This window comes from Paenibacillus sp. OV219, from assembly GCF_900110075.1.
Classification (GTDB): Bacteria; Bacillota; Bacilli; order Paenibacillales; family Paenibacillaceae; genus Paenibacillus_Z.
In genome coordinates, this window is record NZ_FOCJ01000007.1 from 286,341 (window position 1) to 310,684 (window position 24,344).

General features: G+C 53.1%; 26 protein-coding genes. 15 read left to right on the forward strand and 11 right to left on the reverse strand.

Annotation, left to right across the window (positions count from 1 at the left end):
• Nucleotides 1–164 precede the first annotated feature (164 nt).
• A complete protein-coding gene (locus tag BMY11_RS18955) occupies nucleotides 165–386 on the reverse strand; it encodes a hypothetical protein (protein WP_090579604.1) in 222 nt (73 codons plus the stop codon).
• A gap of 250 nt (nucleotides 387–636) precedes the next feature.
• Here BMY11_RS18955 and BMY11_RS18960 point away from each other — a divergent pair, with 250 nt between their 5' ends.
• The 4 genes from BMY11_RS18960 (at nucleotide 637) to BMY11_RS29740 (ending at nucleotide 2,243) form a co-directional block, all read left to right on the forward strand.
• Entirely contained in the window at nucleotides 637–1,140 is a 504-nt protein-coding gene (locus BMY11_RS18960) for a hypothetical protein (RefSeq protein ID WP_090579607.1), read from the forward strand.
• Between the two features lie 77 nt (nucleotides 1,141–1,217).
• Nucleotides 1,218–1,880: an HAD family hydrolase gene (locus tag BMY11_RS18965; RefSeq protein WP_090579610.1), complete on the forward strand. Its 663-nt coding sequence runs from the start codon at nucleotides 1,218–1,220 to the stop codon at nucleotides 1,878–1,880.
• 137 nt (nucleotides 1,881–2,017) lie between these two features.
• Nucleotides 2,018–2,152: a response regulator transcription factor gene (locus tag BMY11_RS29390; protein WP_177182695.1), complete on the forward strand. Its 135-nt coding sequence runs from the start codon at nucleotides 2,018–2,020 to the stop codon at nucleotides 2,150–2,152.
• Nucleotides 2,124–2,243, forward strand: coding sequence for an RNA polymerase sigma factor (locus BMY11_RS29740; RefSeq protein ID WP_090579613.1), 120 nt, complete (start codon nucleotides 2,124–2,126; stop codon nucleotides 2,241–2,243). The genes BMY11_RS29390 and BMY11_RS29740 overlap by 29 nt, the downstream gene beginning before the upstream one ends.
• A 192-nt stretch (nucleotides 2,244–2,435) precedes the next feature.
• Here BMY11_RS29740 and BMY11_RS18975 read toward each other — a convergent pair whose 3' ends face one another.
• From BMY11_RS18975 to BMY11_RS18990, 4 genes are all read right to left on the reverse strand, one after another.
• Nucleotides 2,436–3,146, reverse strand: a complete 711-nt coding sequence (locus tag BMY11_RS18975; protein WP_090579615.1) for a PspA/IM30 family protein — start codon at nucleotides 3,144–3,146, stop codon at nucleotides 2,436–2,438.
• Nucleotides 3,147–3,427: 281 nt separating this feature from the next.
• A complete protein-coding gene (locus BMY11_RS18980) occupies nucleotides 3,428–3,661 on the reverse strand; it encodes a PspC domain-containing protein (RefSeq protein ID WP_090579618.1) in 234 nt (77 codons plus the stop codon).
• Nucleotides 3,662–4,339: 678 nt separating this feature from the next.
• Nucleotides 4,340–5,629, reverse strand: a complete 1,290-nt coding sequence (locus tag BMY11_RS18985) for a glycoside hydrolase family 18 protein (protein WP_090579621.1) — start codon at nucleotides 5,627–5,629, stop codon at nucleotides 4,340–4,342.
• Nucleotides 5,630–5,754: 125 nt separating this feature from the next.
• Nucleotides 5,755–6,588 carry a hypothetical protein gene (locus tag BMY11_RS18990; RefSeq protein WP_090579623.1) on the reverse strand — a complete coding sequence of 278 codons (834 nt, stop codon included), beginning with the start codon at nucleotides 6,586–6,588 and terminating at the stop codon, nucleotides 5,755–5,757.
• Nucleotides 6,589–6,882: 294 nt separating this feature from the next.
• Here BMY11_RS18990 and BMY11_RS18995 point away from each other — a divergent pair, with 294 nt between their 5' ends.
• The gene (locus BMY11_RS18995) at nucleotides 6,883–7,470 is read left to right on the forward strand and encodes a guanylate kinase (RefSeq protein WP_090579626.1); all 588 of its coding nucleotides are present in this window, start codon (nucleotides 6,883–6,885) and stop codon (nucleotides 7,468–7,470) included.
• Between the two features lie 79 nt (nucleotides 7,471–7,549).
• Here BMY11_RS18995 and BMY11_RS19000 read toward each other — a convergent pair whose 3' ends face one another.
• Nucleotides 7,550–8,407, reverse strand: a complete 858-nt coding sequence (locus BMY11_RS19000; RefSeq protein WP_090579628.1) for a helix-turn-helix domain-containing protein — start codon at nucleotides 8,405–8,407, stop codon at nucleotides 7,550–7,552.
• A gap of 80 nt (nucleotides 8,408–8,487) precedes the next feature.
• On the opposite strand from BMY11_RS19000, the gene BMY11_RS19005 reads away from it, so the two are divergent.
• The 6 genes from BMY11_RS19005 to BMY11_RS19030 all read left to right on the forward strand — a co-directional run bounded on the left by BMY11_RS19005 (nucleotide 8,488) and on the right by BMY11_RS19030 (nucleotide 14,293).
• Nucleotides 8,488–9,561 (forward strand): Gfo/Idh/MocA family protein, encoded by a 1,074-nt coding sequence (locus BMY11_RS19005; RefSeq protein ID WP_090579631.1) that lies wholly within the window; start codon nucleotides 8,488–8,490, stop codon nucleotides 9,559–9,561.
• A gap of 15 nt (nucleotides 9,562–9,576) precedes the next feature.
• Nucleotides 9,577–10,458 (forward strand): sugar phosphate isomerase/epimerase family protein, encoded by an 882-nt coding sequence (locus tag BMY11_RS19010; RefSeq protein WP_090579633.1) that lies wholly within the window; start codon nucleotides 9,577–9,579, stop codon nucleotides 10,456–10,458.
• An 18-nt stretch (nucleotides 10,459–10,476) separates the two neighbouring features.
• Nucleotides 10,477–11,319: a sugar phosphate isomerase/epimerase family protein gene (locus tag BMY11_RS19015; RefSeq protein ID WP_090579636.1), complete on the forward strand. Its 843-nt coding sequence runs from the start codon at nucleotides 10,477–10,479 to the stop codon at nucleotides 11,317–11,319.
• A gap of 130 nt (nucleotides 11,320–11,449) precedes the next feature.
• Nucleotides 11,450–13,300 carry a stalk domain-containing protein gene (locus BMY11_RS19020; RefSeq protein WP_090579639.1) on the forward strand — a complete coding sequence of 617 codons (1,851 nt, stop codon included), beginning with the start codon at nucleotides 11,450–11,452 and terminating at the stop codon, nucleotides 13,298–13,300.
• Nucleotides 13,301–13,495: 195 nt separating this feature from the next.
• Entirely contained in the window at nucleotides 13,496–13,777 is a 282-nt protein-coding gene (locus BMY11_RS19025) for a hypothetical protein (protein WP_090579642.1), read from the forward strand.
• A gap of 30 nt (nucleotides 13,778–13,807) precedes the next feature.
• Nucleotides 13,808–14,293, forward strand: a complete 486-nt coding sequence (locus BMY11_RS19030; protein WP_090579645.1) for a glutathione peroxidase — start codon at nucleotides 13,808–13,810, stop codon at nucleotides 14,291–14,293.
• A 57-nt stretch (nucleotides 14,294–14,350) separates the two neighbouring features.
• Here the strand turns inward: BMY11_RS19030 and fdhD are convergent, their stop codons facing one another.
• The 4 genes from fdhD to BMY11_RS19050 all read right to left on the reverse strand — a co-directional run bounded on the left by fdhD (nucleotide 14,351) and on the right by BMY11_RS19050 (nucleotide 18,448).
• Nucleotides 14,351–15,160: a formate dehydrogenase accessory sulfurtransferase FdhD gene (gene fdhD / locus BMY11_RS19035; RefSeq protein ID WP_090579648.1), complete on the reverse strand. Its 810-nt coding sequence runs from the start codon at nucleotides 15,158–15,160 to the stop codon at nucleotides 14,351–14,353.
• Nucleotides 15,161–15,175: 15 nt separating this feature from the next.
• Entirely contained in the window at nucleotides 15,176–17,539 is a 2,364-nt protein-coding gene (locus BMY11_RS19040; protein WP_090579651.1) for an FdhF/YdeP family oxidoreductase, read from the reverse strand.
• 154 nt (nucleotides 17,540–17,693) lie between these two features.
• Nucleotides 17,694–18,059, reverse strand: a complete 366-nt coding sequence (locus BMY11_RS19045) for a Na-translocating system protein MpsC family protein (protein WP_090579655.1) — start codon at nucleotides 18,057–18,059, stop codon at nucleotides 17,694–17,696.
• 125 nt (nucleotides 18,060–18,184) lie between these two features.
• Nucleotides 18,185–18,448, reverse strand: a complete 264-nt coding sequence (locus BMY11_RS19050; protein WP_143069309.1) for a hypothetical protein — start codon at nucleotides 18,446–18,448, stop codon at nucleotides 18,185–18,187.
• Nucleotides 18,449–18,773: 325 nt separating this feature from the next.
• On the opposite strand from BMY11_RS19050, the gene BMY11_RS19055 reads away from it, so the two are divergent.
• Nucleotides 18,774–19,310, forward strand: coding sequence for a PadR family transcriptional regulator (locus tag BMY11_RS19055; protein ID WP_090579661.1), 537 nt, complete (start codon nucleotides 18,774–18,776; stop codon nucleotides 19,308–19,310).
• Nucleotides 19,311–20,116: 806 nt separating this feature from the next.
• On the opposite strand, the gene BMY11_RS19060 is transcribed toward BMY11_RS19055, so the two are convergent.
• A complete protein-coding gene (locus tag BMY11_RS19060) occupies nucleotides 20,117–21,205 on the reverse strand; it encodes a M24 family metallopeptidase (RefSeq protein WP_090579664.1) in 1,089 nt (362 codons plus the stop codon).
• A gap of 219 nt (nucleotides 21,206–21,424) precedes the next feature.
• Between BMY11_RS19060 and BMY11_RS19065 the strand changes: the two genes are divergently transcribed.
• The 3 genes from BMY11_RS19065 (at nucleotide 21,425) to BMY11_RS19075 (ending at nucleotide 24,331) form a co-directional block, all read left to right on the forward strand.
• Entirely contained in the window at nucleotides 21,425–21,880 is a 456-nt protein-coding gene (locus BMY11_RS19065) for a DUF2269 family protein (protein WP_090579667.1), read from the forward strand.
• A 113-nt stretch (nucleotides 21,881–21,993) separates the two neighbouring features.
• Nucleotides 21,994–22,923, forward strand: coding sequence for a DMT family transporter (locus BMY11_RS19070; protein ID WP_090579670.1), 930 nt, complete (start codon nucleotides 21,994–21,996; stop codon nucleotides 22,921–22,923).
• Nucleotides 22,924–23,437: 514 nt separating this feature from the next.
• A complete protein-coding gene (locus BMY11_RS19075) occupies nucleotides 23,438–24,331 on the forward strand; it encodes an ABC transporter ATP-binding protein (protein ID WP_090579673.1) in 894 nt (297 codons plus the stop codon).
• The last annotated feature ends 13 nt before the right edge of the window (nucleotides 24,332–24,344 follow it).

Genomic DNA, 24,344 nt, shown 5'->3' on the forward strand with positions numbered 1-24,344 from the left:
ATTATCTCAGAATGAGCATCATTCTTGGAAAATAGATGGATTTTTGCAGCTAATTCATCCAAAGTCGAACTCAGCCGGTGAAATAACTGCATAAATCCAGTTATGCAGAAGGTGAGGGAGCATCCTCTCGCTAAGGGATGCTGTTTGCAACTAATGAAGCTCGTTCAGAACGAATGCCGGTCTGAATAATTCCGGTACACTTCCTCATCCGGGTCATGGCTGCCGAACGAATGCTGCACGTTATCTACAATCTCCTCTACCGCGTCGCTGAGCATGTCCAACGGACCAGAGCTCTCGTGATCGCGCGGCGTATTAATGCCTGCCGCTGTGTTGGAGGTTTCGTTGTAGTACTCATCATACTCATCTTTGGTGTCTCGGTTTTTCATTACATATTGCCACCTTCTCTTGGGATGGGTGCTGCCTTGCCATACATTGCAATTCCTTTGTGTCCATTCCTTCCTATTCTGCCCATCAATGCCAGGGAATATTGTGAACTTTTTTTGGGTACAAGTACTAGAAAATAGCCGCCGCATCATAAAATATCGTAACAGAACTCTTCCAGCTTATGTGAGCTTTGGAGTTGCTGCATCGCTGTGTTATAATCACAGCAACTATTTCCATTATCCGGAGGCGATTATGCTCAGCTTCGACCAGAAAGTGTTGATTTTGGAGTCCTATCCTGAGCTCAAGCGGAAGGACGTGTCACTAGGCCGCGTCAATTATCAGTACGAAGAGAGCCTGTATGACAAGAAAAATGTCGCGTTTCACCTGCACCCGAACGGAAACGGCTTCATCTATGCCGGCAACCTGGAAGGTTATGATACTGATGACAAGGGGTTCGTTAACATTCGCAGCTATGACGAGGATGCGTTTCGCAGCCTGGTAGAGGAGTCTATCCGATCACTCTCCTACCGAAAGCCGGAATGGAACGAGCGGTCAGTTAGAGAAGCGGCGACCGTGCCGCGTATCAGAAGCGAAGTGTCTTCATCGACATGGTTTGGACCGGATAGGCAATCGCTGATTTTGCGTCATGAGGACGATCTCTGGTATGTATACGCAGGCGCGAGCCTGGAGATGGTGCTTGAAACCTACGAAGAGGCAGAGCAATATTTGCAGGAGGAAGGCTTCTTCCTGCTGTAATGGATATGAACCGTCAGGGCGATATGCGAATCTGACGGTTCTTTTGTTTGTTCACATCATAAAGGGGGACGAGAAGGATGACGATTAAAGCAATTATTTTTGATTTTGACGGTACGTTGATGGATACGGAAACATGCGCGTATGAGGCGATCTGCAGAGTGTACAACCATTATGGACAAGAGCTCGCGCTCGAGAAGTGGGCAATCTGTATCGGAACGGTGGACAGCCCATTCGACCCGTACGATCATCTGCAGGAGCTGGCAGGCAGACCGCTTGACCGGGCTCAGTTGAAAAAGCATTTCGACCAGCTGCATGAAGAGGAGCTGCATAGCGCGGTGCTGCGGCCAGGTGTGCAAGAGATTTTAGATGAGGCAAAGCGGCTTGGTTTGCGCATCGGCCTAGCATCCAGCTCGGAACGCGTGTGGATAGACCGGCATTTGAAGGAGCAGGGCATTGCTGCGTACTTCGAAGTGATTTGTACAAGAGACGAAGTACGGCTGGCGAAGCCGGACCCTGCTTTGTATTTGCTCGCATTGGAGCGGCTCGGCGTGAGTGCGGACGAAGCGGTAGCAGTCGAAGACTCGCTTAACGGGCTTACAGCAGCTAAGCTGGCGGGATTGCGTGCGATTGCCGTGCCGAACCCGGTGACAGCGCAGATGAATCTGTCGCAGGCCGATGTGATGCTGGATGGTTTTGAAGATATCGAACTGGAGGAGCTGCTTCGTAAACTCGCCAAGTAGAGCCTAATAGACTTAGTAGAGCCTTGCCAATCATAGAAAACTACGCCGTGCAGCCTCTTCTTTAACCCTTTCTTAAGGTTCGCCATGTACAATTGGACTAGCGGAACAATGGACGATACAAGAAGGGGCATGGCAATTTGCGAATTTTAATTGTGGAAGATGACAGCCCGCTGCGCGATGCGATAGCGATGGTGTTAAGAGAAGAAGCGGCGTCTCAAGCCGCTTACTCGCGCTGCGCTCTATTTGCGAATATTCAAGCAATCAAGCTATAGTGAAATCGCCGGCCAGCTCGGCTGCAATGAGAACACCGTTAAGACGCAGATCAGGCGCGGCAGGGCGCAGCTGGCGGAGTGGATGGCTTAGTATTGGAAGAGCACCTGGAAGAGCACTGGAAGAAGCACTGGAAGAGCACTGGAAGAACACCGAAAGAACACCGAAAGAACACCGAAAGAACACTGGTACACTGGCGTAACACTGGTATAACAAGCAAACAACCTGACTTTCCGCTTTTTCAGCGAGAGGTCAGGTTGTTATTTTTTGCAAGGATGGCTATCATTATTCGTTTTCGTTTGGCAGCTTCTTGCGAAGTAACTCCATTTGCTCATCAACCAGCGATTGATTTGTGGTTTGCGGTGCTGCGCCGGACGGCGTGCCATATGCGCTCGCGCTTGAACCTGTGCCGTATGGGCCGCGGCGGTTTAGCTCCAGGTGAGCTTCCCATTGCGCGATCTTTTCTTCGATGCGCTGGAAGCCGCGCGATGCGAAGCCGCCTTCAAAGTCATTGCGGCCGAAGCTGAAGTTCGGCATCGCGGAGCGTGTTTTGGTTGCTGCCTGCTGAATCCGGGCTTGCAGTTCTTCGCGCTTCTTCAGCAACTTCTCATGCTCCTCATGTGCAAGCTCCAGTTGACGGGTCAGCTCGGCAACACGCTGTTTTGCACTCTCGTGCCACTGCGTATACTCCTTCGCTTTCTCCACATAATGGAGCTTGGCGGCTAGCGATTCGCGCGCCTGTCCTTCAAGCCCGGCTCTCATCGAATCCATCGCTTTGGCTTCGCAGTGCTCCGCCATCACGGACGCTTCCTGTGCTTGCTGCGCCATGTTCTTTGCAGTCGCTTCTTGCTTAACTAGTTCCTGTTCAGTCTTCGCAATATCATCATTCATGCCGCGAACGTATTGATTCAGCATCATCGCGGGACTTTCCAACTTATCGAGCAGCTCATTGGCAGCGGCCTGTGTAATATTGAACAAACGGTTTAACAAACTCATGTGAACATCTCCTAATTGATAAAGTAGTGGTGGTTCTGCTCAGGAGGGCATTGTCTGTCTACCCTACAGTGAGCGGATTTGTTGGTTTTATGCTCAAGAGGGGTAGTGAGAACCCCGCATGGAGCGAATTAGTTGTTCTTTTGCTCAAGAGGAGTAGAAGGTACCCTGCATGGAGCGAATTTGTTTGGTTTTTTGCTCGGGAGGTGTATTGCGTACCCTTCATGAGCTCATGTCGCTGATCTTTTCTCAAGTGGACTACCTACCGCTCTCATTAGTCTCGATTATCCAAAGTAACGGTACGAACCGCTTGGAGGCGGAGGAATAACCTCGAACTGCGCCTTTGGAACAAGTAAGCTGGTGATGATGTACAGCAGCAGCGTCGTGCCAAAGCTGAATACGCCAGAAACGATGAGCACGAGCCGGACGATCGTCGGATCAACGCCAAGCCAATCTCCAATCCCGCCGGCAAGACCAGTAATTTTGCGATCCAAGGTTGAACGGTAAAGCTTCTTCATGTGAATACATCTCCTTATTCGTTGTCGTTGTGTTCTTCTATAGTGAGTGTGCTGATTGATTTAAAGTGCGGTGTGTATTGCGTCAACCGATATCCTTAGTTTAAAGATCTGCGGCGTTCTTCGTAACCGTCCAGCGGCTGTTTCTGAAGCTGGCCTTAAGGCGGGGGACCACTCCGACCTAAGGCGGCTGTGCCGAGTAGGGACCTCGGCGGTTGAGAGATATGCTGAGAGATCATATGTGTGCTCTCAGCAGATTTTTAGCGCGATCTCGGAGCTGAGAGAACGTACTTGCTCTCTCAGCATCAGCGGAGTCGTTAGTTAGTGTGGTTTGGCGCTGAGAGATCATATGAGTGCTCTCAGCAGATTTTTAGGCGCGATTTCGGAGCTGAGAGAGCGTATTTGCTCTCTCAGCATCAGCGGAGTCGTTAGTTAGTGTGGTTTGGCAGCTGAGAGATCATATGAGTGCTCTCAGCAGATTTTTAGTTCGAATTGGAAGCTGAGAGAGCGTATTTGCTCTCTCAGCTCCGAACCCGCAGCGAATCGAGGGGCAGACTCAAGCTGAGAGAGGATATTGCTGCACTCAAGAGCCCGACCGGCAGTTTTATGGAGGTGACACAAGCAAAAAACCGCCACCTGAGCACACAATGCTCAAGCGGCGGTTTACATTCTAAGTTCCTATTAAAGCAGCTTCGTCACGTTGAAGTTATCCTCCAACAGCAGCCAGTTCTGCGGGAAGCTAAGACCGAGCTTCCAGTAGCTGATGCCGCGCAGATTGAGCTCTTTCAGCAGATTGAACTTTGCTTGGATGGAGCGCGCATCCTCGAACCAGACTCGATGTTCCTTGCGGTTGTCGTCCCAGTACGTAAAGTGCGGCGCCTGCGCGGTGTAATCGTACTGGATGTTCGCCCCGCGCTCCCTGGCGAGGGCAATCGCCGCCTGTGGGCTGATCGCTTTCGCATAAGCTCCGCCGGGCACGTAAGGGAGTGTCCAGTCGTAGCCGTACAGGTTCTGGCCCATCATGATCTTGTTCGCCGGAATTTCGGTGAGCGCATATTCAAGCACGGTGCGAACCGGTCCGATCGGCGAGACCGGCATCGGCGGCCCGCCGCTGTAGCCCCACTCGTAAGTCATAATGATGACGAAGTCGGCGATTTGCCCATGCGCCTTGTAGTCATGCGCGGTATACCACGCCCCTTGCTGGCTGGCGCTCGTCTTCGGCGCGAGTGCGGTGGACATCGAGAGCCCTGCTGCATGAATCGGAACGACCGCTTTGCGCAGGAAGCGGTTGTAGGCTTCCCGATCCTCCGGGCGAAGATGCTCGATGTCAAAATGGATATCGCGGTAACCAAGCCTCTTCGCCATTTCCAAAATATTCGCGATCAGCTTATCCTGCAGCGCCGTATCGTTCAGGATCAGCTCGCCAAGCTCCGCGCTAAACTGATCGTTCTCCGTATTCGTAACGGTCATCATCATCGCAACGCGCTGACTTCGAGCAATAGACGATAGATTATCAAGCGGCGGTGGTGCAAGCGTGCCGTCGCGCTTAATGCGGAAGTTCGCCGGGGCGAGGTAGGTCAAGTGAGGCGCAGCATCGCGGGCAGCCTGAAGGAGCGCATCTGATACGCTTCCGCCTCGCGGCTCGATGTACGCGTTCACGGCAGCGTTACGTTTAGGAGCCGGCGGAATATAAAGCCGAAGCCCCAACTTCAACGGCGCAGTCAGCGAGATTCGGTTCGCGGTCGCGATCGCAGACGCAGTCGTGCCGAATCTGCGAGCGATAGAAGTAAGGGTGTCGCCTTGCTGCACCCAATAATACTGCCCGACGATTGGGATAACTAATGCCTGTCCAATTACGAGTGCATTGCTGGCGGATATCTCATTCGTTTCGGTAATGGATTCTACCGGTACGCCGTACGTTTGGGCGATCCGGTAAAGCGTCTGTCCCACCTGAACAACATGAATCTGCAAGCTATCTCCTCCTTATGTACAACCAAGAATAGCCGTGCGTACGCAGTTCGCCTTCTACATGCTATTCATGACAATTGCCATACATGTCAGAGCGTTAGAGGTTACTGCTCAATCCTAGCAGCCAATTATGATTTGGCAGGAATTTGCGCATTCGTTGCAGTAATAATGCCGCTGATGCGGCTCTCAAAGCTACTAATCCGCTGCTTCTGTTCGACTATGGTTCGCGACAGTGAGACGAGCGTCGTCAGCGATTGCAGCGTCCCTTCAAAGGTACCGTTCTTCATTGACGCGTTCAGTGTCGTGACGACAGGCGAGATGTTCTTCTTCGTGCCGGAAATGACCGCATGCACCGAACTAATCTGATCGCGCAGCGGAGTGATCTCGGCGAGCATCGCGCGCAGATGCTTTACTTTACTAGCGACTGCTGCTTTGGCGACCCTCAGCGCATCATCTCGCGCGCGGATATCGGCGCGGGCAAGCGTCACGGCCAGCTTCAATCCGTCAGCCTGAGCCTGCAACAAGGAAGCGAGTGTCTTCAGCTTCAGAGACTTTGCGTCTTTGATCTGCGTATTGAGCGACGTATATAACGATAGCAAAGGCTTATATTTCTCGCGCGTAGAAGCAGCATCCTGAGCGAGCTTGCTCAGCCTATCGGCATCAATCCCTTTAATCCGTTCGCGAACGGCAGTAAGCGCATTGCCATTGTTGTCGTGCAGCGTCTTAATCTGCTTATCGAGCGTATCCTCGGACTGCTGCAGGACCGACAGGACCAGCGATTGTGCCTGCAGCTTGTCTCTCATCTGCGGGCTAGCCGCGGCGATCTGTTTCCCAAGCGAAGCTTGTGCCGCAGACGTTAGCTTGACAGATGAAGCTGCGGCCGCACCGGGCAATACCCCAATCACCGCAATAAGAATAATTAGCAAGGCTGAAAACGCTTTTCCCTTCATAACATGTAACATAGGACTCATTCCTCCTTGTGTGTAAATGCCCGGAAAACGCAAAAAACCCGCAAGAAAGGCTGCATAAAGAGCCTATGCTTACGGGTGCTTCCGACGTAAGAAAATCCGGTTTATATGATTTTTGTAAAATATATCCGATTTAATAGAAATAGTCAAGTATCGCGGCAATAGAACGATTGATGGATTAATTTGGTTTAAGTTATAATAGAAATGATATACCTTGCCATGCCTGACTCTGTAACACTTTGTTGCAAGAAACGTACCTAAAATCGGTAAGTTCAGGAGGTTGTGCGAATGGTTGAACAGCAAGAACGCGAGCTGATTTTTGTATTTACGGGACCTGACGGCTCCGGACGCAAGACGGTCGCAGACAGTGTAGGCGCAACGCTCGGCATTGCAAAGGTAATCTCTTTTGCAACGCGCAGGCCTCGGCTCGGAGAGATTAACGGCCAAGATTATCATTTCATCACACCTGAGCTTTATGAGCAATTTGACTCGGACGGCGATTTTATTGAAAGCGTATCCGTGAACGAGAACCGTTATGGCTTGCGGGCGAAGGATATTGCGTACCACCTGAAGAGGAACGGAAGCATTTATCTGATTCTTAACCCTGAAGGCGCCCATGCGCTGAAGGATACGTACGGCGATAGGGTCGTTCGCATCTTCATCTACGCTGACCGGCGGACGGTGCAGCAGCGCCAAAGCGAGGCGGGGATCGATCCTGCAATCATCGCATCTAATTTGAATCAATACGAAACCGCGATACGGTACCAGGCAAGCTGCGAGCATGCTTTTGAAAACTACGATTTGGCCCATACCGTCTTCGATATTTCGAACACGCTGGAGAGCTACCTGCAGCGTAACCTTGAAGAACGTGATTAGCAGATACGCTGTTCATCTTAGGCTCGCCCCTTCAACATAAGAAGAGGGCGGGCTTATTTGTTTGGTCGCCAGGCGCCAGTCAGCCCATGCGTCCCCGATACGTTCGCGGGGCAGTATCGGTCATCTTCTTGAACACGCGTGAAAAATAAAACATATCTGAATAGCCGAGCATCGACGCGATCTCATTCACGGTTTTGTCCGTGCTGACGAGCAGCTTCTTCGCTTCCGCTACCTTGAGTCGGTGAAGATATTCGCCAAGCGGATATCCAGTATACCCATGCACGATGCGGCGCAGCGTCGGGATGGAGATATGATGGCGCGCCGCAAGCGCAGCAGTGTCGAGCGGTTGATAGATCGACTCGGACAAGTCGTCAATGACCTTGTGAACGAACAGCGAGCGGCTGTCTGTCTCAGGGCTGTCAAAGCGGAGCATCATGTCAAACAGCAGCGACTCCAGCGCGAGGGCTGCGCGATCCTGGTTGGCGGGTACAGCGCTGTCGATAAGCTGGAAGATGAGCTCGATTTTGCTGAAAAAGCTTTCGTCCGTTCCAATATGCTTGACTAGCTCCGGCTGCTTATACCAGTTGGCGACCCACTCCTGGATGCGCTCTCCTTCTATGGTGAAATAGTATTCGTCCCAGAAGCCGTTCCTCTCGGGACCGTATTGGAACACTTCGCCGGGATAGAAGCAGAAGAGCGATCCGGCTTCAACGGTCTGCCGTTCTCCGTCGCCTGCTTGGTAGTAACCGCGGCCTGCGCTAATATAGACGAACGCCCAATGATCAAATTTCGTCTTCCCTCGCTGCAACGTTCGTCCTGGCAAATGCCCGGCATGAACAATCGTAAGCGATTTGACGCGCAGCTTCGTAATATCGACCATCGAGTCGAATAGCCGAAGTGGCAAAGGACTGATCATATTGTCCATATAGGTTGGCATGCTGTGCATTCTCCCATCTGAAATGACAAGTTAAACTCATTATATCGAAACCGATTACATATAGGAAAGGTTGGCTAATAATGACGAATACACAAGAGAAGCTTAACATTGGCGTTGTCGGGGCGGGTTCCATCTCCGGCGCGCATCTAGGTGCATATGCAGCGAATCCGAATGTAGTGCTAGTAGCGATTTGCGATAAGAATGAAGAGCGCGCGCGCGCGGCGGCGGACAAGTATGGCGCAGCCAAAGTGTACACCGATTATAGAGAACTGCTCGCTGACCCGGGTATTGATGCGATTAGCGTATGTACTTGGAACAACACACATGCGGAAATCACCATTGCGGCGCTCGAAGCGGGCAAGCATGTGCTTTGCGAGAAGCCACTTACGAAGACCGTTGAAGACGCGGAACGCGTTGCCGCTGCTGTAGAAGCATCGGGTCGCTTGCTGCAGGTTGGCTTCGTACGCCGCTATGCTTCCAGCGTCGAAGTGCTGAAGCGCTTCATTGACGCAGGTGATCTTGGCGAAATCTACTATGCGAAGGCGACTTGCCTGCGCAGACTTGGTAACCCAGGCGGTTGGTTCTCCGATAAGGAGCGCTCCGGCGGCGGACCGCTGATTGATCTTGGCGTTCATATTATTGATATTTGCTGGTACCTGATGGGCCGTCCGAAGGTGAAATCGGTCACTGGCAATACGTATAAGAAGCTTGGCAACCGTTCGCATATTAAGAACCTCGGCTTCTACAAAGCGGCTGACTACGACGCGGAGCGCAATGATGTTGAAGATTTGGCGAATGCGATCATCCGCTTCGAGAACGGCGCTTCCTTGATGGTAGACGTCAGCTTCACGCTGCATGCGCAGAAGGACGAGATATCTGTGAAAATTTTCGGTGATAAGGGCGGCGCAGAGGTTGAGCCAGCACTTGTCATTATGGGCGAGCAGCACGATACGATCGTGAATCTGACTCCGCAAATTGATCATAAGACATTCGACTTCGAGGATGCGTTCGGACGCGAGATCGGTCATTTCGTAAACAGCTGCCTAGGCAAAGTGGAGACGCTGAGCCCGGTTCAAGACGGCGTTGAAGTGACGCGTATGCTGTGTGCCATTTATGAGTCGGCTGCTACTGGAAAAGAAATTACTTTTGAATAGTGAGGGCGTAAAGATATGACGATTCAACTGGCGAACAAAATCGGCGTTATCGTTGACAGCTTCGGCATTGGCGTACGTGACGGATTGTTGAAAGCGAAGGAAGTCGGCGCGGAGGGCGTACAAATCTATGCCGTATCCGGCGAGATGGACCCTGCGAATTTGAATGCGGCGGCAAGACGCGAGCTGCGTTCGTATATTGATGGACTTGGCCTGGAAATTTCGGCGCTGTGCGGTGACCTTGGCGGCCACGGCTTCCAGGATGGAGCGGCTAATGCAGAGAAAGTCGAGCAGTCGAAGCGGATTCTCGATCTTGCCGTTGACCTCGGTACGAACGTCGTAACGACGCATATCGGCATCGTGCCGGATGACCGGGATGGCGCGATTTACACGGCGATGCAGCAAGCTTGCGAGGAGCTTGGCCAGTATGCGAAGAGCCTGAATTCTTACTTTGCAATTGAGACAGGGCCGGAGCCGGCTACCCACCTCAAGAGCTTCCTCGATACGCTTAGCACGAACGGCGTGTCGGTTAACTTTGATCCGGCGAACATGGTCATGGTGACAGGCGACGACCCGGTGCAGGGCGTCATTACGCTCAAAGATTATATTGTGCATACACATGTGAAGGACGGCAAGCGGATGCGTGTCGTTGATCCGCGCCAAGTTTATGGCTTCCTCGGCTATCAAAAAATGACGCATGAGCATATTGCCGAGATGGCTGCTGCCGGTGCGGACTTTGAAGAAGTGCCGCTTGGCGAGGGCGGCGTTGATTTTGACGCTTATTTTGCCGCGCTGCAGTCGATCGGTTATAAAGGTTATCTGACGATTGAGCGTGAGGTTGGCGCAAAGCCGGAGCTTGATATTCGCAAAGCGGTTGAATTTATTAAAAGGTATCGTTAAGAGGAGGCTTGTCAGGTTATGAAAATCGCAGTAAGTGTGTGGAGCTGCCACAAATATCTGTACGACGGCTCTTGGCAAAATGCCGACTTCATCGACTATGTAGCATCAATCGGCGCAGGCGGTGTGGAGCTGCTGAGCGTGTTCTGGAATACGGAGCGTGATCTGCCTGCAGTGCGCGAGGCGCTTGCGCGCAATAATGTGAAGCTGGCTTGCTTCGGCGCATGCAATGACTTCGTTAAGCTGACGGCTGAAGAGCGTGAAGCACAGCTAGACGATATTAAGCTGGCCGTTGATATGGCGGTTGAGCTTGGCGCAGAAGTGGTACGCGTCTTCGCGGGCGACCGCAAGGAAGGCATCAGCTTCGAGCAGGGCAAGGGCTGGATTGTGGAAGGACTGGCAGCCGGTGCGGCATATGCGCTAGAGAAAGGCGTAGTGCTTTGCCTCGAGAACCATGGCGTGTTCGCGGGCAAATCGGAGCAAGTGGAAGAGATCATCGCTGCAGTTGCATCGCCTGCACTGCGCAGCACGTTCGATATGGGCAATTTCCTGCTCGTCGACGATGTGCCGCAGACGGCATTCGAAGCGCTGAAGCCGTTCATCCGCCACGTGCATGCGAAGGACTTCAAGCTTGTCGGTCCGGAAGTGACCGAGGGTGTATATCGTTCATTGGACGGAGTGCCGTTCGTCGGTTCCGTACCAACAGAGGGCAGCGTCGATGTTGCTGACATCGTCGGACGTCTGGCAGGAGCGAGCTACGGCGGCTGGATGAGCGTCGAGTATGAAGGGTTGGAGGAGCAGAAGACCGGTACGGCAAGAGCGGTTGAATTGCTTCGTAAGAGCGTGGAAGGTACGCGCGTGTAATAGAGTATGGAGTCCCCGAGCTGTCGGCAGATGCTGATGGTTTGGGGACTTTTTTGTATGCTTGCAACCTTACGTCGATGGAAGCGTCTGTAAAAACAGTGAGTTTACTGTGAAAGGAAGGTTGGGACAGATGACAAGGAATAGGAAGTGGACAAGATTGATGCTGCTTGCGGCAGGGTTGTTCGTGGCGGCGGCAGATGGGGCAGGAGCAGAGGCAGCGGCTGGAACTGGAGCAGAGGCTGAGGCCGGTATTGGAACTGGGACTGAAACTGGAGCGCCGCCGCGGTTAACATACTCTGGGAAACCGATGCTTGATCCGGGATTCGGGTATTATACGCATTTTACGAGTGCGCTGGCGGAGCAGCTGTACAAGGAGAGTCCGGTCACGGCGTATTTGCCGACGCGGCTGCCGGATTCAGGCTGGCAGTACTACGGGATGCAGAGTCAGCTGACAGCGGATGGTTATGAACTGACGGCCTACCGTTTGGCAAAGCCGGCTGAGACGAGGCTGCTAGCTGCTGGCGATCAGGCTGGCGTGCAGCCGGAGACTGCGGATGTGCTGTACCGGCTTAAGGCAGGGAAGGCGAGCGAAGCGGGATTGGCCGTGCCGACGAGCGCGAAGCAACTAGCGAGCAGTGGAGCAGGTTGGAAGTTCTGGGGTGATGGTGTAGGTGCTGAGCTATCGAAGCAGCTAAGCGATAAGTTTGCTTCGATGATAAAGCCGGGTGCGCCGGTGAGCGGCTCGACAGGCACGGTGCTTGTTTCAAGCTCGGTCGCAGGGAAAGTGACGTATTCGGCGAGCTGGACGAATGACGACAGCACGTACTACTCATTCGTCAGCTATGGCTCGCTTGATGATTTTGCCTCGATGCTAACCAGCTTCCGGCCTGTTCTGAACCTGCTCGACTCGGCGGATATCGTGCTGCTGCCCGTTGATATGCAGCTGAACCTGCAGGCGGGACGCGATGAGATGTTCAAGCCGTTCGAGAATAAGTTTGTACCGCTGGCGCAGGCTCCTTTTGTAAAGGAGGGTATTGCTTACTTACCGCTGCGGGATATTGCGCACATTATTGGCGGGGAGATCCAGTTTGTTGCCGCGGATGGGGCAGGCGGTGCTGTTTACGTCTCCCAGAACGGCTGGCTCAATGAGCTGAAGCTCCAACTGCGTACAGGCGAAGTCTTCCGAAATAAGGAGAAGGTGGCGACCGTGCCGCTGGTGGTGAAGGATGGCACGACTCTAGTGCCGCTTCGGTTCATGACCGAGCAATTCGGCCTGCCTGTCAGCTATGATTCTGCGGCGAAATCGATCACGGTGCATTATTCGCACTGGGCAACCAATTCCATCGTGCCGCCTGTTAGCAGCACCGCGGACTATCAGACATCGGTGCTCAGCATTGGCGGACCGCCGTTCACCTATTACAACGAGCGGCTCGGGCCAGGGACAGGATGGAGCTATGAGCAGCAGAAGCCTCCAGTTGGATATAACAGCTTGAAGTACCAATTATACAAAGTGGGCGTGCATTTGGTACCGGGGGAAAATGCTTTTGTCTTGCGCGATATGCAGACGAAGCGTGTCATCAACAGTATCCCGCTTCAGACGACGATCAAGGCTGCAGATGTGCCGTTTCGTACGGATGGCTCAATTTTCACGGATAATGTGAAGGTTGAGATGAAGCTGACGAGCAGCAACGGGAAAGTGTGGCCGAACGGTTATGCGGAGATGAGTAACGGCGCGGCGATTGATATTGCCGGGGAAATTAAAGGAATGGGCTTCGACTCGGTTCAAATTGGCTATCGCGTGGGCAGTTTGGAGAGTAAACTTGTCAGCATTCCCGTTAAGGATGGTAAGTTCACGTACCAGCTGACTCCAAACAAAGAACCGGGTACCTATGTGGTGACGCTGTACAGTCCCCCGGGCAGCGTCCCAGGGTTCAGCGGCAGCTGGTCGACGCTTGTGAGCTATGTGGTTGTTGTTATCTAGGCGGCACACAAGCTGACCATCGAATGAGGATGTACGAGTAGCAGGTTGCTTGGCCCCGATCTCGCCTTGATGGCGGGATAGGGGCTTTCTTTTGTTGGAGAGGAGAGGGTATTTCCTGGGCTGACGGAGAAAGAAGCTGGTTTGGTGGACTACATTGACGGAATTCCGGTCTAAAGTGATAAAGAAGCTGGTTTGGTGGACTACATTGACGGAATTCCGGTCAAAAGTGAGAAAGAAGCTGGTTTGGTGGACTACATTGACGGAATTCCGGCCAAAAGTGAGAAAGAAGCTGGTTTGGTGGACTACATTGACGTAATTCCGGTCAAAAGTGAGAAAGAAGCTGGTTTGGTGGACTACATTGACGGAATTCCGGCCAAAAGTGAGAAAGAAGCTGGTTTGGTGGACTACATGGGTGGGACTGCGTGCGGCGGATTATTTTTCTGCTTCCCAACGCATTCTGAATTGTGTAAAATATAATTGTGTAAAATATAAATGAGGTGACGAACCATGAGCGTATACGATTTCCAGGTGAAGACATCGAGAGGCGAGCAGAAGTCGCTGGCGGACTATAGCGGCAAGGTGCTTCTCATTGTAAATACGGCGACCAAATGCGGCCTCGCTCCACAATTCAACGATTTGCAGCGGCTGCATGAGACTTATCAGAACGAGGGCTTAGCGGTACTTGGCTTCCCGTGCAATCAGTTCGCGAATCAAGAGCCGGTAAAGGACAACGAAATGGCGCAAGCGTGTCAGCTGGGCTTCGGCGTAACGTTCCCGCTGCTCGGCAAAATCGATGTGAACGGGCAGGATGCTGACCCGCTCTACAAGTACTTGAAGCAGAAGGCACCAGGCTTCCTTGGTTCCCGCATCAAGTGGAACTTCACGAAGTTCCTCGTTGACTCCGAAGGACGAGTCGTCAAACGGTTCGCTCCGGCGACGAAACCGATGAAGATCGAGGCTGAGATCAAGAAGCTGCTTGAGAAGGCGAAATAACGTCGAAGCAACGAAGCAAGTCGTGCGAATTGCGAACATACAAAAGGGGCTAAAGCGCTACTCAGCGCTCGAGCCCCTATTTTCTATTATCCGATAACCATGCGTATACACGTTCATCTCGCTGCCCCGGATGAATCCGACGCAGGTGATGCCGAGATCGTCGGCGAGCTTCAGCGCGAGATCGGTCGGCGCGGATTTGGAGAGCATGATGCCGACGCCGATTTTGGCGGCTTTCAGCACGACCTCGGAAGAGAGGCGTCCGCTGAAGGCGATGATTTTGTCAGTGATCGGGAGCCGCTGCTGCAGCGCGTAGCCGAACAGCTTGTCGAGCGCATTGTGCCGGCCGATATCGGTACGGACAGCGAGTAGCTCAGTAGGGGTGCAGAGGGCAGCGTTATGCACGCCGCCGGTCAGCTTGAACTCGCTCGAGCTGCTCTGCAGCTGCCGCATGAGAGAGGTGCATTCTGCTGGCGTTATCGTCGTGCGGCTCATCGAGGTGCGCGCGGTACGAACATCATTTTGAAAATAAAACTGTCTGCTCTTGCCGCAGCACGAGCCGATGAACCGCCGCGCGTAATCATTCTTGTTCGTGGACTGCTCGTGTACCAGCTCGACGTAGACGAAGCCGCGTTCCTCGTCAATGCGCAGCTCCTTGATCTCGTTCGTCCCACGGATGACGCCTTCGGAGGCGAGGAAGCCAACCGTCATCTCCTCAAGGTCGGTCGGCGAGCAGACAATCGTCGCAAACTCCTCATCGCCAAGCCGGATCGTCAGCGGATATTCGGTCGCAATATCATCCTCTTGCTGCGCGACGGCACCATCGCTGATGCGGGTAATGCGCCATCTCGTCGTTATTTTTGGCAGCATGTTTGCAGGACCTCCTTACGCTTCCTCATCGTTCATTTCATGATCGAGCTCGGCAATGCGTTTCTCCACATAGCGCGTATCTTTGAGCGCATGGTACGTCTCCGCCTTCTCCATCACCACTGCTGTATTGTACTCGGGGATTCCCGCGAATGGTTCATACACTTTCTTCGGCAGCAAAGCATTGCACTCCGGCCAGTACAGCTCGAGGTTTCCAACAGCTATATCTGCAAAACGCGCCCTGCCGTGGAACGTGCCGCAGCTGTTGTACAGCACAATGGCGTCGCCCTCCACAATGCCCTGCTTCGCACCGTCATTCGGACTTAGCAGCACATCATAACGATCTGCGTTGTTAAAAGGGTCCTTCGTGCTGTAAATCATCGAATTGAACTGCTTGCCCCGACGCGAGGTGATGTAGTAATGCCCTTCTGGCTTGCGCAGCTCCGGCAGCTCGACCTTGATCAGCTGGCCGCGGCCGCTCGGCGTCGGGCAGATGCCGTCCTCGCATAGGAATGCGCCGCCCCATTGGAAGACGTCGCCTTTGTTCTTCAGCTTCTGCACGCCGTCGTAATTCGGCGCGGCGACCGCCATCTCTTCGCGCAGCTCCTGCGCGTCCTTGAACCGGACGAGTGCGGCACGCTCCGGATCAACCCGCGACGCGAGGTCGCAGTAGATCTGCCATTCCGTGCGCGCTTCTTCGATGCGCGGGCCGGCAATCTCCGGCGAGAAGTACACCATCCGCTCCGTGGAGGTGGACGTGCCGCCGCCTGGCTGCTCGTAGCGTGTCATCGCAGGCAGCACGATGACTGCTTCCTTCGCATCGGCGAGCGTCGATGTGTTGAGCACGATGTCCTGATGGACGCGAATCGCCACGGATTCGAGGCAGCCGCGAATGAAGTCCGGGTCCGGCATCGTCTCGAGGAAATTGCCGCCTGACGTATAGAACAGCTTCAGCTTCCGTTCGTGATCCTCCGGCAGCACGGCGTTCTCGAGTGTCACGCCTACGATGTCGCCTTGCCATTTCGGCAGCTCGAAGCCCCATACCTTCTCGATGCGCGGAATGTCTGCACCTTTGAACTCGCCGCCCGGCAGGCTGAACGGGTCGGCTCCCATCTCACCTGAGCCTTGCACACCGCTGTGCCCGCGAATTGGCATGAGGCCGCAGTGCTCACGGCCGAGAAACCCGCGCAGCAGCGCAAGATTGGCGACCTGCGAAATATTGTCCGTGCCGAAGCGGTGCTGCGTGAGCCCCATGCTCCAGACGAACACGCCGGACTTCGAGGCGGCGAGCAGCTCAGCGAACTCTTCCATCCGCTGGCGCGACAAGCCGGAAGAGCGCTCCAGCTGTGCCCAGTCCTGCTGCTTCACATGCTGGCGCAGCTCTTCATAGCCACTCACATGCTCGGCGACAAACTTACGATCAATCGCGGAGCCGGGTTTCTCGAGCTCCATCACGAACCAATGCTTCATCACGCCATGCATGAAGGCGATGTCGCCGCCAATGTTCACTTGATAGAAATCATCGGCAATGCGCGTACCGAACAACGCCGACTCGGCTATGGAAGGGACCCAGTAGCCGTCCATCGCCGGCTCGCGATACGGGTTAATGACGATAATCTTCGTCCCTTTCCGCTTCGCGGCGTACATATATTTGGTCGACACCGGTTGATTGTTCGCTGCAACGCTGCCCCAGAAGATAAGCACATCGGTACCAATCCAGTCTTTGTAGCTGCAACTGGAAGCGCCAATACCCACTGACCGCTTCATCGCGGTCTTCGACGGCGAATGGCAGATCCGCGACGCGTTGTCGATGTTGTTCGTCCCTAGGAAGCGGGCGACTTTCGCCGCCGCATAGTAAGACTCATTCGTAATGCCGCGCGCGGTCAGGTAGAAAGCGAGCTGCTTCGGATCAATTGCGCGAATCCGCTCCGCGACCAGATCAAGCGCCGCATCCCAAGATAGGCGGCTGAACGACCGCTCGCCCTTGCGACGAATGAGCGGATACGGGATGCGCCCGAGCTTGCGCAGCTGAGTGCTGTCCATCGTCCGCAGCTCATCAATGTCCGCATGCAGCACAGCGGGCTTGATTGCCGGCATCGTATTGAGGCGCAGCAGATTAAGCCGTGTCGTGCACACATGCGGCCCCGCCAGCGTCTGGTCGTATAAGCCCGAGACGCCAAGCGCGCAGCCGTCGCACACGCCTTGCGTCAGAATGCGGAACGCGTAAGGGAGGTTATCGCGGTTATCGACCATCACTTTCATCGTATCGCGGATATGATGCGGCTTCACTTTGCCAAGACCGAACGGCATCTTACTCACCCAAAGCTTCGGGTCCGGCTTGCTGGGCAGATTAATTGGCCCGGTATGTTTCGTTTTTCCCACTTTCCATCGTCCTCTCCGGTTTAAAAGGAAATAAAAAACCGCGAAGAAACACGCGATCATCTCCTTCTAAGCAAGAAAATCGTTCGTCTCTATCGCGGTTAGTCTCTCGCAGGTTCGCTGCCAAGCGCCAACGGCTAATGTCTATCATCGTATGCTAACGGCTGCTGCCAAATTTGCGCTCAATGTCCTGATCGAACACGAACACCGACATGCCGAAATCTTTGTCGATATCAATATCTACGAATAAGTCCACGAATCGCGCCCCAAGCAGCGCCTCCATCTCCGTCGGGGGATGGTTCTTATAAATCTCTTTCACCCACTGCGTGCGCGCTTCACGAAGCATCTGCTTGCCGTCGCTTGCTCCTGCAATGAATTTCTCGACAGGAGAGAGGTTGCCGTCCATCTCACAGATGGCCCAGTGCTTGCAGAACGTCGTCGTGATGCGGCTCGGGCCTTTACCCATATGCCGCTTGCGGAACGCTTTGACCAAATTGCTGAATTCCGCTTCCGTTTGGTTCATTCGATATCCCTCATTTGATCCGCAAAATCGGTAGCAGGGCCACTGCTCCGTATCAAAGCGGAATTACCCGTCATGCTTCCCTTCATCTTAGCAAGAAAGCGCAATCATGGCAACGGCGATATAGCCTAACGATTGATCAGCACGATCGAGATCATGAATAGAATCAGTGGTCCAAACAAGAACGAATTTACCGCTTGCAACACTGTGTTTTTCCGCAGTTGACTAGCCAGCACGACATCAATGAGGTAGTAAACGAGAGCCGAGTACAGCCCGATTTCGCCAAAAAATCGCAAGTGAATGCCAAGCAGCAACCATATTCCGAAGTATCCGCAACCCGCATGTAGCAGACCGGACAGGAGAAGGCGTAGCCAGCGTATTTTGAGGAGCACCCTTGCAATCACAAAGTAACGAGGTCGGAAAGCCGATTATGTAGATGAAAGGTGCTGCATAGAGTAAAAAGATGTGAAACGATGGTGCGAAACGTTCTGGTGACCATAGAGTGGCAAACAGGATGGCGGCTATGCCTGAGGTAATTGCTGCGGTTGTGAGCTTCCGATAAATAAGCGGCATGTAGCTGGATAACATGTTTGCATCGCCTCTTATGTTGATTTCCCACTATTATACATGTTTGGAAGCTGATGCGATGCGTTATTTGCGCTTTGTATGATATGATCGAGGGCAGATATATAGCGATTCTGGGAGGTTTATTGTAACGTGAATGCATTGTCATATGCTTTGCTCAGCATGCTGATGCGCAAATCTTGTTCTGGCTATGAACTGATGAAGCTGCTTCAAGCTTTCTGGCAGGCAAAGCACAGCCAAATCTATCCGCTGCTAGCGAAGCTGGAGAAGGAACAGCTTGTCACTTTCGAGCACATTGGGCAGACCGGAAAGCCGGATAAGAAAATATACAGCATTACAGAGGCTGGCACTGCTGCGCTTCGGGAGTGGATTGATAACCAGCCGGCCTCGCTGCAGCTGGAACGGGACGAATTCCTCATTAAGCTGTACGCAATTGGCCTAACCGAGCCGCAGACAGCAATCAAACTGATCGAGGAGCGGCGCGAAGCGATGCTTGTACGATTGCAACGCCTGGAGACGGAGATGAAGCTGATGGAGAGTGAGCCTGTGCCGGTGACGAGTTATATGTCCAAGCAGTTCGGGCGGTATTTGCTCTATCAGCGGCGGGTGAGGCTGCTGCGGGAAGAGATGGCCTGGATCGAGTGGGTTTTGCCGCTGCTAGTGAGATAATTTAGATACTCCGCTCATTTTCTGCCCGCTCTCAGCAAAAGATCGGCCGATTGAAGCCCTGAGCGTGCAGATTCAGCACTCTCAGATAAGGAACCAGCCGAAATCGGCAGCTTGGCGGAGCTGAGAGAGCGTAATACGTACGCTCAGCGCGAAAATCTGCCGATTGAAGCACTGAGCGTGCAGATTCAGCACTCTCAGATAAGGAACCAGCTGAAATCGGCAGCTTGGCGGAGCTGAGAGAGCGTAATACGTACGCTCAGCAAGAAAATCGACTGACTGAAGCCCTGAGCGTGCAGATTCAGCACTCTCAGATAAGGAACCAACCGAAATCGGCAGCTTGGCGGAGCTGAGAGAGCGTAATACGTACGCTCAGCAAGAAAATCGGCCGATTGAAGCGACACTCTCTTATAGCTTGCACTGCCATCTGCACTGCCTCCCCCGGCTAACGAATCGTGTAGCGCTTATTTAGCCGTTTTCGGCGGATTTAATCGGCTAACGAACTGGAGGCACGCTATTGCCTCAATTATGCCACCCAAATGGCTTAAATGTGCGGAATAACGTTACCTGAATTCGTTAGAATATCAAACCTGTCCAATTCGCTGGGATAACGTCATCTGAGTTCGTTAGAGGGGAGCACGTCGTTAGCTTGTGACGACGCTACCTGTCGCCACGATGACATAGATCGCCGCCATGAATGCTTACTTCAAGATGTTTCTTCTTCGGAATGGATCGCAATTTCATTTCTAACATAAAACAGCCACTGACCTCAATAAGTCAGTGGCTGTTTACATTCCCGTTCTATCGATCTACCCGATCACCGTAAGCTCCTTCGGGAAGCTCGTCAGCACTTCCACGCCGCTATCCGTGACGAGCACGTCGTCTTCGATGCGCACGCCGCCGACGGCCGGCACGTAGATGCCCGGCTCGATCGTGAACACCATGCCGCTGCGCAGAAGCTCCTGATTCTGTCCGTGCACGGAAGGGTACTCGTGCACATCCAAGCCAAGCCCGTGGCCGAGCCTATGCATGAAATACTCGCCATAGCCGGCTGCTGTAATATGCTCGCGTGCAGCTTGGTCGAGGCTCGCGAGTGTCACGCCTGGGCGTGTCGCTGCGATGGCGCGCAGGTTCCCCTGCAGCACCGTGTCATAGATCTTCGCCTGCTCCTCCGAAATATCGCCGACTGCGAACGTCCGCGTAATATCTGATGCATAACCATCCGCATATACGCCAAGATCAAATAAGAGCAACTCACCAGATCGAATTGCTCGCGCACCAGGCTCACCGTGCGGCATCGCCGACTTTTCGCCCGCGAGCACCATCGTGGAGAACGAAGGGCCGCTCGCGCCGAGCTTCTTCATCTGGTATTCCAGCTCCGCCACCAGCTCGATCTCCGTGACGCCAGGCTTCACTTGCGCGATGCCCGCGCGGAGCACATCTTCAATGATGCGAACCGCATGCTTCATGCGTACGATCTCATCGGCCGTCTTAATGACACGCATCTCACGCAGCGGCTCGTCGATATCGGCATAGCGAGTCGCGCCGATTGCTTCGCTGAGCGCTTCGTACCGGCTAACGGTCAGGTAGCCTTTTTCAAGTCCGAGCGTCTGAATGCCTGCAGGCAAATGCTTCTTCAACACCTCATACGGGTTATCTGTATCGGTGTGGGTGTAGATGAGCTTTACGTCAGAAGCCGCTTGCGCCGCTTCGAGATCAAGCGCGGGAACGAGCAGGAACGGCTCTGCTTGGCGCGGGATAATGAGGCCGAGGAACCGCTCATGCGGGTCTGAAGAGAATCCGGTTAGGTAATAGACATGCTTCGGCATATTAACAAGCACAGCGTCTAGCGCATGCTGATCCATATACGTATAAAGCTGATTTATCCGAGCATTCATGCGGGAATCATTCCTTTCAACAGGGAGATGGACATAAACAATGCTATTGTAGCCGAAGCGCCGCCAAAAGTCGAAGCGTCCGCCTCGTATAGCCATGACGAATTGGAAGGAATAGGTGTAATAGATACGTAATATAGCTGTAAGTGGCTGTGTGTTATTATGGTCATTATTTACATATGTACCTGTTTTTCCAAAATGAATAACGAGGTGATTCGAGGAATGAAATTTCTAGTACTCCTTCACGTCATGTCAGCCATCATTGGGGTAGGCCCAACCTTCTTTATCCACACTCTCTTTGGCAAAAAAGATAACGTAGGCGAGCTGCGCAGCGCCTTCAAGCTCGGTAGCAAGCTGGAGCTATTCCCGAAGACTGGCGGCTCCATGGCAGTTGTAACGGGGCTCATTCTCGTCTTCTCAGATGGCTGGGAGTTCGTCAGCTTCTGGATCATTGGCTCGCTTGTGCTGTACGTCGCCATTCAAGTGCTAGTCATCGGCTTTGCAGCCCCGGTCACGAAGCAGCTCGGCAAGCTGCTTGCCGAGACGAAGCTGTCGTCTGATCAGCCTGTGCCTGACGATCAGAAACAGCTGCTTGCCAAGGCGAACAAACTGTACTACGGTGCGACGGCAATGGGATCGCTCCTGTTCATCCTCATGATACTCAAGCCATTTTACTAACAAGCCGGTCGGCGCTCTTTACGGGCGCCGATTTTTTTGTATTGTATTTCCTCGGCGAATCCGTCAAACTGTGAGCGAGATTACAATTCATGGAATGGGGTATATAAGAAACAATGAAACAGGATCGTAAATGGTTATATTATTTGGGGCTCGTTCTCGTTGCAGCGGTTTGGGGAGCGAATTTCGGCGTTACACGCAAGGCGATGGAGACGTTTGACCCGATTTTATTCGCGTTTATCCGGTTCGCACTTTCACTGCCGCTATTCATTCTCCTGCTCAAAATCAGAGAAGGCCGCATAGGCATCGCGCCAAAAGCTATGCTGCAGACGGCTATTATCGGACTTGTTGGCGTTACCGGGCTCGAAATTATCGTCGTGTATTCGATTAAATATACGACGCTGGCGAATGCTTCGCTGCTGAATGTAGCGCCTTGGCCGATCTTCGCAGCGCTGTTCGGGCCTTTGTTTATGAGAGAGCGCATCTCCCGGCGGCTAGTAACTGGAGGCGCGGCAGCGATGATTGGCGTGTGCTTCGTCATTCTTGGCGGCAGCGAAGGGTTCAATATGTCATCGGATCATATGATCGGCAATTTGCTTGCGTTTTGCGTGAGTATCATCGGGGCGTTATATAATCTTGCTTGCATGCCGCTCATGAAACAGTACTCCGCGCTGAGGGTCAGCACTTGGATTATCATCTTCGGCGTCCTGTTCATGTTCCCGCTTACGCTTGGCTCTTGGGGCAAAGTGGACTGGAGCGGGTTGACTGCCAGCCACTACTCGGCAATCCTGTATAATGTGGTGATCTGTACGGTCATTGCGTTCATCGTCTGGAATGACAGCATGTTCCGCATCGGCGCGGCGCGTGCGAACTTCTTCCGTTATGTCGTTCCGGCGGCAGCGGTGGCGGTCGGCTACCTATTCTTTGATGAGAGCATCAGCCTTTGGCAGTTCGCGGGAACGCTGTTCATGGCAGCGGGACTCGTGTGGATCAGCTTAGAAAAGAAAGACGCCGAAGCGGTGCCTTTGATCAATAAAGCCGTATAAATTGGACGACCCTCGCTTCATCTCGAAGCGAGGGTCTGTTGTGTAATGCTATGCAGGCGAATGATTCCGCGCCTCATATATAATAAGCGTAACCGCTAATGTCTTCCTACTTTCATAATAAATACTTATGCACGAAAGCAACGAAAGCCCTAACCTCTCTAACGTCCTTGCGGCTCCTCGGCCGCGCCAGTTTGAATCCGTGTTTCCTTTAAAGCAGCCGTTGAGAATAAAAAGGAAAACTATGTGGTGATCTGGAGGGTAAACAACACATCTATGAGGAAAAAACCAGAGGTTACACTTGATACAATAATCGATTATACGCGCTTGTCACATAATTGTCAAACAACTGCCTAATAAGACATTTGTCAAATGAAAGGAATCGCCTTCCTACATCCCTATCACATGACATATGTCATACGAAAAGCATTACATTCATAAATTCCCTCATTAAGGGCGGGAAGGTATGCTTAGAACAGATCAAATGAGCGAATAGAGAAGGAGCGAGGACGAATCCATGAAACCAGCGATACAGCTAACAGGCGTCAGTAAAGTGTATAAGGACAAGAAAGCTGTCGATGATTTGACGCTGTCAATTGCAGAGGGAACCGTTGTGGCGCTGCTCGGGCCCAATGGCGCAGGCAAAACAACGACGGTGTCGATGATTCTCGGTATGCATCAGCCGACGAAAGGAACCGTGAAGCTGCTCGGCGACGATCCGCGAAAGCAGCATGTAAGGGATCGGATCGGCGCGATGCTGCAGGATGTCAGCGTCATCGACGGACTCAAGGTCGGGGAGACGATTGAGCTGTTCCGCAGCTACTATGAGAAGCCGCTTGCGCTCGACTACTTGCTTAAAGTGTCGAACCTCGAAGCGGAGAAAGGTAAGTTAGCAACGGCTTTGTCGGGCGGACAGCAACGCCGCCTCGGATTCGCGCTTGCGCTGGCAGGAGATCCGGAAGTGATTTTTCTCGATGAACCGACGGTTGGGATGGACGTTACTTCACGGCAGCTGTTCTGGGACACGGTGCGAGCGATGGCAGGCCGTGGCCGGACGATTGTGCTTACTACGCACTACTTGGATGAAGCGGACAGTGTGGCTGACCGAATCGTCGTAATCAATAATGGCCGGATTATTGCAGACGGAACGCCGAGCGAAATCAAAGCAGAGACAACCGGACGTGTTATTTCATTCATCGCAGGTCCATCTGTGACGACGGAATCGCTGCAAGAGCTGCCGGGCATCACGAGTATCGAGTGGAGCGGTCGCAGGGTGAAGCTGTCGAGCGGGAATACGGATAAGCTCATAACGCTCCTTGTTGAGAAACGATTCGAGATGAGTGATATCGAGATTCAAAGCGGCGGTCTGGAGAGTGCGTTCCAAGCGCTTGTGCAGCAAGCTAATCAATAATTGGCGATTCGTA

Bases quoted from the DNA above. Each gene is read 5' to 3' on its own strand.
- BMY11_RS19020 (WP_090579639.1), top strand. From the start codon at position 11,450: ATGACAAGGAATAGGAAGTGGACAAGATTGATGCTGCTTGCGGCAGGG.
- BMY11_RS18955 (WP_090579604.1), bottom strand. From the start codon at position 386: ATGAAAAACCGAGACACCAAAGATGAGTATGATGAGTACTACAACGAA.
- BMY11_RS19005 (WP_090579631.1), top strand. From the start codon at position 8,488: ATGACGAATACACAAGAGAAGCTTAACATTGGCGTTGTCGGGGCGGGT.
- BMY11_RS18965 (WP_090579610.1), top strand. From the start codon at position 1,218: ATGACGATTAAAGCAATTATTTTTGATTTTGACGGTACGTTGATGGAT.
- BMY11_RS19000 (WP_090579628.1), bottom strand. From the start codon at position 8,407: ATGCCAACCTATATGGACAATATGATCAGTCCTTTGCCACTTCGGCTA.
- BMY11_RS19045 (WP_090579655.1), bottom strand. From the start codon at position 18,059: ATGAACCAAACGGAAGCGGAATTCAGCAATTTGGTCAAAGCGTTCCGC.
- BMY11_RS18995 (WP_090579626.1), top strand. From the start codon at position 6,883: ATGGTTGAACAGCAAGAACGCGAGCTGATTTTTGTATTTACGGGACCT.
- BMY11_RS19065 (WP_090579667.1), top strand. From the start codon at position 21,425: ATGAAATTTCTAGTACTCCTTCACGTCATGTCAGCCATCATTGGGGTA.
- BMY11_RS19060 (WP_090579664.1), bottom strand. From the start codon at position 21,205: ATGAATGCTCGGATAAATCAGCTTTATACGTATATGGATCAGCATGCG.
- BMY11_RS19010 (WP_090579633.1), top strand. From the start codon at position 9,577: ATGACGATTCAACTGGCGAACAAAATCGGCGTTATCGTTGACAGCTTC.
- fdhD (WP_090579648.1), bottom strand. From the start codon at position 15,160: ATGCTGCCAAAAATAACGACGAGATGGCGCATTACCCGCATCAGCGAT.
- BMY11_RS19030 (WP_090579645.1), top strand. From the start codon at position 13,808: ATGAGCGTATACGATTTCCAGGTGAAGACATCGAGAGGCGAGCAGAAG.
- BMY11_RS18980 (WP_090579618.1), bottom strand. From the start codon at position 3,661: ATGAAGAAGCTTTACCGTTCAACCTTGGATCGCAAAATTACTGGTCTT.
- BMY11_RS19075 (WP_090579673.1), top strand. From the start codon at position 23,438: ATGAAACCAGCGATACAGCTAACAGGCGTCAGTAAAGTGTATAAGGAC.
- BMY11_RS19070 (WP_090579670.1), top strand. From the start codon at position 21,994: ATGAAACAGGATCGTAAATGGTTATATTATTTGGGGCTCGTTCTCGTT.
- BMY11_RS18990 (WP_090579623.1), bottom strand. From the start codon at position 6,588: ATGTTACATGTTATGAAGGGAAAAGCGTTTTCAGCCTTGCTAATTATT.
- BMY11_RS18960 (WP_090579607.1), top strand. From the start codon at position 637: ATGCTCAGCTTCGACCAGAAAGTGTTGATTTTGGAGTCCTATCCTGAG.
- BMY11_RS19015 (WP_090579636.1), top strand. From the start codon at position 10,477: ATGAAAATCGCAGTAAGTGTGTGGAGCTGCCACAAATATCTGTACGAC.
- BMY11_RS18975 (WP_090579615.1), bottom strand. From the start codon at position 3,146: ATGAGTTTGTTAAACCGTTTGTTCAATATTACACAGGCCGCTGCCAAT.